Here is a 7,763-nt window from a genome sequence, read left to right on the forward strand (position 1 = left end):
TACGGGTCCTACGGATCATTCCTGGTCGAGCGCGGCCAGCGTGTCGGCGAGCCGCTGGTGAACATCTTCGTACACCGCGACGTGCGCCTCGGCGGGGACCCCGTCCAGGGCCTCCAGCCGGGCCAGGCCGGCGTCCACGCCGGGGTGGCCGGTGGGGGCGAGTCCGACGCCGAGCGGCGCCGTCGGGTCAGCCGCTCCGGTCATCGGAGCGCTTCGTGCTGGTGGCCTTGCGGACGGTGGTCTTCTTCGTCGCCGTGCGCTTCGCGGGCGTCCCGGGCGACCCGGCCGACTCGGCGGCGGACTGCTTCGCGGTGGCGGTCTTCTTCACGGCCGTCTTGCGGACCGCCGTCTTCTTCGCCGCCTTCTTCGCCGCCGCCTTCTTCGCCCCGGGCGGCTCGGCGCCGCCCGACTTCGCACCGGGCGCCTTCGCTCCGGACGGCGCATCGGCCGGGGCCTTCTTCGCGGTGCCCTTGCGCGCCGCCGGCCGCTCAGGCTCGACGGGCTCGACGGGCTCCGCGGGCCCGGACGGACGCGCGGACCCGCTCGCCGGCTTCCGCCCCTGCGAGGCCCGCGGCGTCGGCGCCGCCCGCGGGACGGGCGGGACCGGCGGGTCGACCTCGACCGGCTCGTCCACCTCCACCCGCTCCGCCACTATCGGCTCCCCGGCCGCCCGGGCCTCCGGCCGCGCCTGCTCGTCCTCCCAGCCGCGCCCGAACAGGTCGTCCGCCCGGGGCGCCGGCACCGGCTGCTCCGAACGGTGGGCGTCGGCCGCCGGGCCGGGGCGCTCCGGCCCGCCCTCGTCCTCCTCGACCTCCCGCAGCTTGCTCTCCAGGTAGGCCAGCACCACGCCGACCTTGGTGACCTGATCACCGACCTTCTCGAAGGCCTTCTCCACCTCGCCCCGGGCCACCCCGACGGCCAGGTCCACCCCGGCCCGCCCGGCGGTGACCGCCTCGCCCGCCAGGGTCTGCAGGGTCTGCACCGACGGCGGGAACTGCCCGCCCAGCCGGCGCTCCACGTCCGCGACGTCGACCCCGGTCCGCTCCAGGATCGCGGCCGCCGTCCCGACGACCCGCTTGCCGACCTCCTCCACCAGCCCGGCGGCGACCTCCGCCACTCCCCGCACCGTCCTCGGCAGCATCCGGGTGCCTCCTAAGCGCCTGCGCGCATCGCTCCGTCGCCGTCGGTGCCCGGGCCGATCCGGGCACCCCACGGACGACGCTACCGCCAAAACCCGCCTGCGGTACCGTGGCCCGGCAGTGACCACCGCCGTCACCCGCCCGAATCCACCGGGAGCCCAGAGAGGGAGGCACCGCGATGGCCGACGCCGAGGAGTGCCGCGAGGCGCTGGAGCAGCTCAGCCGGAACATGGCGAAGTCCACCGGCGACGTCCGCAAGGCGGCCGCCCTGGACCGCTCGCTCAGCTGCCGGATCACCGACCTCGACCTGACCTTCACCGGTCAGCTGCGCGACGGCCGGATCCAGGGCCTCGCCTCGGCGCCCGGTGCGCCCACCGAGAAGGCCGCGATCCGGCTCACCATGAGCAGCGACGACCTGGTGGCCGTGGTCGGCGGCGGGCTCAACTTCGCCTCCGCCTGGGCCTCCGGCCGGATCCGGCTGGAGGCCGGCTTCCGCGACCTGCTGCGGCTGCGCACCCTGCTCTGACCCGGCTCCCGGCGGCCCGGGCCGTGCTGCACCCGGGGCACGGCGGTCCGGCGGTCCGGATGCCGCCGACCGCCGGGGCACACGCACCGCCGAAGCACCGCTCGCCGGGGCACTCGCACCGCCGAGCCCGGCCGCGGCCGGCCGGGTCAGAACCCCAGCTCGGCCAGCGCCTTGCGCCCGTCGGCCGCCGTCCCGTCCGCGTCCAGCGCCGCCCACGCCGCCGCGCACAGCGCCCGCAGGCCGTCCCAGCGGTCCCCGCCGCCGGACAGCCGCAGCACGCCGTCCCCGGCCGTGGCGACCCAGCCGCCGCAGCCGGCCCCGCCGTCCTCCCGGCCCACCGCGGGGTGCGGCTCCAGCAGCCCGCGCAGGTCCGCCGCCAGGTAGGTCGGCCGGTGCTCGACCGGGGCCGCCAGCAGCTGCGCCGGGGTGGTCACCCCGGTGAACACCAGCAGGCTGTCCACCCCGCCGTTGAAGGCGCCCTCGATGTCGGTGTCCAGCCGGTCGCCGACCACCAGCGGCCGCCGCGCCCCGGTCCGCAGCACGGTCTCCCGGTGCATCGGCGGCAGCGGCTTGCCCGCCACCTCCGGGTCCACCCCGGCGGCGGCCCGCACGGCCGCCACCAGGGTGCCGTTGCCGGGGGCGATGCCGCGCGCGGTCGGGACCGTCAGATCGGTGTTGGAGGCCACCCACGGCAGCCCCTGCTGCACCGCGTAGGAGGCCTCCGCCAGCTGCGCCCAGCCGACCGACGGGTCGTAGCCCTGCACCACCGCGAGCGGCTGCTCGTCCAGCGAGCGGACGGCGACCAGCCCGCGCTCGGCCAGCGCCTCCTCCAGCCCCGCGCCGCCCACCACGAGCACCTTCGCCCCGGCCGGCACCTTCTCCGCGACCAGCCGGGCGGCCGCCTGGGCCGAGTTGATCACGTCGCCCGGCTCGGCCGGCACCCCCAGCTCGGTCAGGTGCGCCGCCACCACGCGCGGCGGGCGGGAGGCGTTGTTGGTCACGTACGCGAGCCGCATCCCGGCCGTCCGGGCGGCGTCCAGCGCCTCCACGGCGTGCTCGACGGCGTTCGGGCCCGCGTAGACCACGCCGTCCAGGTCCAGCAGCGCCGTGTCGTACGCCTCGGTCAGCGGCCGGTCGCTGCCGCCGGGGGCGGTCCGTCGCACGGTGGGGGCCGTCTCGGTCATGGCTGCGCTACCTCATTCACTGCGTCGTTCGCTTCGTCGGGCGGCGCCTCGGGCCGGACCGGTCAGACCTCGTCGTCCGCACCGTCCTCGCCCGCCGGCCGCCCGTCCGGGCCGGGAGGGGGCGCCAGGTACCCGGGCGCCCCGGGCAGCAGCGGGCCGTAGGCCCCGGCGCGGGCCGCCAGGGTCGCCCTGGTCTGCCGCAGCGCCGCCCGGTAGTGCTCGGTGCCCGGCCGCATCGCCACGGCCAGCGCCAGGTGCTCGGCGGACGTCTCGAAGTCGCCCAGCCGGGCCGCCGCGACGCCCCACCCGAACTGAGCGTAGTCGTCCGAGGGATCGGCCAGCGCGACGGCCCGGAAGTTCTCCAGCGCCGCGGCGTACGACCCGGTGTCGAACTGGGCGCGTGCCAGCGTCTCCCGGATGCTGCGCGAGTGCGGCTCGGCCACCGCCGCCCGGGCCAGCAGCTGTTCGGCGGCCGCCGGATGGCCCTGGGCGAGCAGCTGCGCACCGCGCCGGAACCAGTCGTACACGTCCCCGGTCGGCTCGCCGGAGCGCGACTGGGCCGGCACGCCGCCGTCCGCCGGAGCGCCCCCGCCGGGGGCGCCGCCGGTGCCGCGCGGCTCGACCCGGCCGCCGCCGTCCACCCGTTCCTGCCCGTCGTCCATGCCGTACCTCGCCCTCGGTCTCACACCCGTCCCACGAGACGGCACGGGCATTCCGATCTCTCAACAACGCGTACCCGGTTACGATGCCCAGAATGAGCACACCCAGTGCAGAACACGGAGTCGAGACTCCGGAGGGCGGCCCCGGCGATCCCGGGCACGTCGCCACCGCAGGCCTGTCCCTGTCCCCCTTCCGCGGCCTGCGCTACGTCCCCGACCGGGTCGGCGCCCTCGCCGCGGTCATGTCACCCCCGTACGACGTCGTCGACCCGGGCCGCCGGCTCGACCTGGAGACCGCGGACCCGCACAACGTGGTGCGGCTGATCCTGCCCCGGCCCGAGCCCGAGGACGCCGGCGACCGGCCCGACCGCGACACCAAGTACCGGCACGCGGCCCGGCTGCTGGCCGACTGGCAGCGCGAGGGCGTCCTCGCCGCCGACCGGGAGCCCGGACTCTACGTCTACGAGCAACGCGTGCCCGCCACCGCCGACTCGCCCGAACTGCTCCAACGCGGGCTGATCGGCGCGCTCGCGGTCAGCGGCCGGGAGGCCGGCGTGGTCCTCCCGCACGAGGACGTCATGCCGCGGCCGGTCGCCGACCGGGTCGGCCTGATGCGCACCACCCGGGCCAACCTCGAACCCCTGCTCCTCACCTACCGGGGCAACGGCGGCGCCGCCGGCGTCGTCGAGCGCGCCGTCGAGGGCGAGCCGCTGCTCTCCACCGCCACCAGCGACGGCACCCACCACCGCCTGTGGGCGGTCACCGACCCGGCCGACATCGCCGAGATCGGCCGCGACCTGGCCACCTGCCGGGCCCTGATCGCCGACGGCCACCACCGCTGGGAGATGTACCTGCGCCTCCAGCGCGAACACCGCCACCTGCCGCGCAGCCCCTGGGACCGCGGTCTGGTGCTCCTGGTGGACACCGCCCGCTACCCGCTGCGGGTCCGGGCCATCCACCGCGTCCTGTACCGGCTGCCGGTGGCCGAGGCGCTGGAGAAGCTCGGCGACCAGTGGAAGGTCAAGGAGGTCCCCGGCCCGCTGAGCGCCGCCCTCCAGGCGCTCGCGGAGCAGAAACGTCACGGCGGCAACGGCTTCGTGCTGACCGGCGGCGACGGCGTCTACTGGCTGCTCGGCGAACCCGAGGAGTCCCTGCTCGACGCCACCGTGCCGCACGACCGGCCCCAGGAGTGGCGCCACCTGGACGCCACCGTCCTGCACGCCACCCTGCTCGACCACACCTGGCGCGTCCCCGACGGCCCGGACGACATCGGCTACCTGCACACCGCGGTGGCCGCCGAGCAGGAGGCCGCCCGGACCGGCGGCACCGCGGTACTGCTGCACCCGGTCCGGGAGAGCGTGGTCCGAAGACTCGCCGAACAGGGCGTCACCATGCCGCGCAAGTCCACCTCCTTCGGTCCGAAGCCGGCCACCGGGCTGGTGCTGCGCAACCTCGAACTGGGCTAGCGCCCGCGAGCCGGAAAGCCGTGAGGCCCTGCCCTTCCCCGGACATCCGGGGAAGGGCAGGGCCTCAGTCGTTCGGTCGGGCTCAGCCCTGCGCGTCGGCCTTGTCCTCGGCCTTCGCCTCGGTGCCGGCCTCGGCCCCGTCCTCACCGGAACGCCCGGGCACCACGCCGTCGAAGTCCTCGTCGATCTCGAGGTCGTCCTCGTCGTAGTACTCCTCGACGTCCTCCTCGTCCTCGTAGATCACGCGGTCGTCGGAGACGTCGCCGCCGCGCTTCTTCACCGGGGCGTCGGCCTGCTCGGCCTCCTCCTCGGCCGCCTCGGGGTCGAGCGCGTCCACGAACTCGACGCCGTCGATCTCGGCCAGCCGCTCCGAGGCGTTGGTCGTGCCGTCGGTGTCGGCCTCGGCCGCCTTGGCGAACCACTCGCGGGCCTCCTCGGCCCGGCCGGCCGCGATCAGCGCCTCGGCGTAGGCGTACCGCAGACGGGCGGTCCACGAGTGCACCGCGCTGGACGCCAGCTCCGGGCTCTGCAGGGTCACGACGGCCGCGTCGAACTGCTCCATGTCGGTGCGGGCGCCCGCGGCGACCAGGCGCATCTCGACCTGACCGGCCTTGTCCAGCTGCTTCACCTCGGGCTCGCCGGCCATCGCCAGCGCGCGCTCCGGGCGGCCCAGACCGCGCTCGCAGTCGGCCATCACCGGCCACAGGTCCGCGCGACCGGTCATCCGACGGGCGGCACGGAACTCGGTCAGCGCCTCGGAGTAGCGCTGCGTCATGTACGAGGCGAAGCCGGCGGCCTCACGGACGGCGGCGACGCGGGAGGCCAGCCGGAGCGCGATGCGCGAGTACTGGTAGGCCTCCTCCGGCTCGCTGTCGAGCATGCGGGCCACCATCACCAGGTTGCGGGCGACGTCGTCGGCGAGCGTCTTGGGCAGGCTCTTGAGCTCCTGGCGCACGTCCGCGTCCAGCTCGAAGCCGGTGACGTCCTCCGGGATCGGCAGGCGCCGGACGGGCTCGTAGTTGCCGCGGCGGTCGTCGTAGTCACGACGGGGGCCACGGTCGTCGTAGTCGCGGCGGGGGCCGCGGTCGCCGCCGCCCTGGCGGTCGTCGCGGCGGTAGCCGCCACCGGACGGGCGGTCGTCACGGCGGAAGCCGCCGCGGTCGCCACCACGGTCGTCACGGTTGAAGCCACCCGAGGGGCGGTCGTCACGACGGAACCCACCGCCGGAGGGGCGGTCGCCACGGTCGCGGTTGAAACCGGACGGGCGGTCGTCGCGACGGAAGCCACCGCCGGAGGGGCGGTCGCCACGGTCGCGGTTGTAACCGCCACCGGACGGGCGGTCGCCACCGCGGTAACCGCCGCGGTCGCCACCACGGTCGTCACGGTTGAAGCCGCCCGAGGGGCGGTCGCCGCGGTCGCGGTTGTAGCCGCCACCGGACGGGCGGTCGTCGCGGCGGAAGCCACCACGGTCGCCACCACGGTCATCGCGGTTGAAACCGCCCGAGGGGCGGTCGTCACGGCGGAAGCCGCCACGGTCGCCACCACGGTCGTCACGGTTGAAGCCGCCCGAGGGGCGGTCGCCGCGGTCGCGGTTGTAGCCGCCACCGGAGGGGCGGTCGTCACGGCGGAAGCCGCCACGGTCGCCACCACGGTCGTCACGGTTGAAACCACCGGACGGGCGGTCGTCGCGGCGGAAGCCGCCACCGGACGGGCGGTCGTCACGGTTGAAACCACCGGACGGGCGGTCGTCACGACGCGGACGGTCGTCACGGTCGTCACGACGGAACCCGCTCGGACGGTCGTCACGGCGGAAGCCACCGCCGGAGGGGCGGTCGTCACGGCGGAAACCGCCACCGGACGGGCGGTCGCCACCACGGTAGCCGCCACCACTGGACGGACGGTCGCCACCGCGGTAACCGCCGCGGTCGCCACCACGGTCGTCGCGGTTGAAACCACCCGAGGGGCGGTCGTCGCGGCGGAAGCCACCACGGTCGCCACCACGGTCGTCACGGTTGAAACCACCGGACGGGCGGTCGTCACGGCGGAAGCCGCCACGGTCGCCACCACGGTCATCGCGGTTGAAGCCGCCGGACGGACGGTCGCCGCGGTCGCGGTTGTAGCCGCCACCGGACGGACGGTCGCCACCGCGGTAACCGCCGCGGTCGCCACTGCGGTCGTCACGGTTGAAGCCACCCGAGGGGCGGTCGCCGCGGTCGCGGTTGTAGCCGCCACCGGACGGACGGTCGCCACCGCGGTAACCGCCGCGGTCGCCACCACGGTCATCGCGGTTGAAACCGCCGGACGGGCGGTCGTCACGACGCGGACGGTCGTCACGGTCGTCACGACGGTAACCGCCGGACGGACGGTCGTCCCGACGGGAGCCGCCACGGTCGTTGGACCAGCCCCCACGCGACCGGGGCTCGTGGCCGCGGCCGTCGTCCGATCGACGCTCGGGACGGTCCTGGGGGTTCGACATCGTGGTGACTCCTTCTGCTGCTTCAGCTCCACCGCGGACCGAGCAACTCCGCTGCCGTCACGCGGTTTCGGCGCCGGCCTCCTGGCCGGGCACCATCTCCATTGTCCGGCATCCCGGAACACTCCGCGCCTGGGCGAAGGTCCCGGCCTGCCGGCCTCCTGCACGTTCGCAAAACACAAAAAGGCCGCGGCCCCAGCGAATCGCTGGGGCCGCGGCCTTGAATGATTGTTCGGCGGCGTCCTACTCTCCCACAGGGTCCCCCCTGCAGTACCATCGGCGCTGTGAGGCTTAGCTTCCGGGTTCGGAATGTAAC

Annotated in this window: 7 protein-coding genes, 1 rRNA gene and 1 pseudogene; 2 read left to right on the plus strand and 7 right to left on the minus strand. The window is 75.4% G+C overall.

Annotation, left to right across the window (positions count from 1 at the left end; translation table 11 throughout):
- Positions 1-15: 15 nt before the first annotated feature.
- Together ACFYUY_RS34530 and ACFYUY_RS34535 are read right to left on the minus strand one after the other, a co-directional pair.
- Positions 16-204: a hypothetical protein gene (locus ACFYUY_RS34530; protein ID WP_360209970.1), complete on the minus strand. Its 189-nt coding sequence runs from the start codon at positions 202-204 to the stop codon at positions 16-18.
- Positions 188-1,141: a hypothetical protein gene (locus ACFYUY_RS34535; RefSeq protein ID WP_387906602.1), complete on the minus strand. Its 954-nt coding sequence runs from the start codon at positions 1,139-1,141 to the stop codon at positions 188-190. The genes ACFYUY_RS34530 and ACFYUY_RS34535 overlap by 17 nt, the downstream gene beginning before the upstream one ends.
- Positions 1,142-1,317: 176 nt before the next feature.
- Here ACFYUY_RS34535 and ACFYUY_RS34540 point away from each other — a divergent pair, with 176 nt between their 5' ends.
- Entirely contained in the window at positions 1,318-1,665 is a 348-nt protein-coding gene (locus ACFYUY_RS34540; RefSeq protein WP_387906604.1) for an SCP2 sterol-binding domain-containing protein, read from the plus strand.
- Positions 1,666-1,811: 146 nt separating this feature from the next.
- Here ACFYUY_RS34540 and ACFYUY_RS34545 read toward each other — a convergent pair whose 3' ends face one another.
- Complete coding sequence (locus ACFYUY_RS34545) at positions 1,812-2,849, minus strand: HAD-IIA family hydrolase (protein WP_387906607.1); 1,038 nt, start codon at positions 2,847-2,849, stop codon at positions 1,812-1,814.
- A 62-nt stretch (positions 2,850-2,911) separates the two neighbouring features.
- Positions 2,912-3,511, minus strand: coding sequence for a tetratricopeptide repeat protein (locus ACFYUY_RS34550; RefSeq protein WP_360209978.1), 600 nt, complete (start codon positions 3,509-3,511; stop codon positions 2,912-2,914).
- A gap of 92 nt (positions 3,512-3,603) precedes the next feature.
- Here ACFYUY_RS34550 and ACFYUY_RS34555 point away from each other — a divergent pair, with 92 nt between their 5' ends.
- Entirely contained in the window at positions 3,604-4,974 is a 1,371-nt protein-coding gene (locus ACFYUY_RS34555) for a DUF1015 domain-containing protein (protein WP_360209979.1), read from the plus strand.
- Between the two features lie 82 nt (positions 4,975-5,056).
- Here ACFYUY_RS34555 and ACFYUY_RS34560 read toward each other — a convergent pair whose 3' ends face one another.
- The 3 genes and pseudogenes from ACFYUY_RS34560 to rrf all read right to left on the minus strand — a co-directional run.
- Positions 5,057-5,929, minus strand: coding sequence for a hypothetical protein (locus ACFYUY_RS34560; protein ID WP_387906624.1), 873 nt, complete (start codon positions 5,927-5,929; stop codon positions 5,057-5,059).
- Between the two features lie 654 nt (positions 5,930-6,583).
- A pseudogene (locus ACFYUY_RS34565) lies at positions 6,584-7,390 on the minus strand (tetratricopeptide repeat protein); the annotation flags it as partial.
- Positions 7,391-7,677: 287 nt separating this feature from the next.
- Positions 7,678-7,763: ribosomal RNA gene (rrf, locus tag ACFYUY_RS34570) — 5S ribosomal RNA — on the minus strand; the annotation flags it as partial.

It is taken from the genome of Kitasatospora sp. NPDC004745 (assembly GCF_042873275.1).
Classification (GTDB): Bacteria; Actinomycetota; Actinomycetes; order Streptomycetales; family Streptomycetaceae; genus Kitasatospora.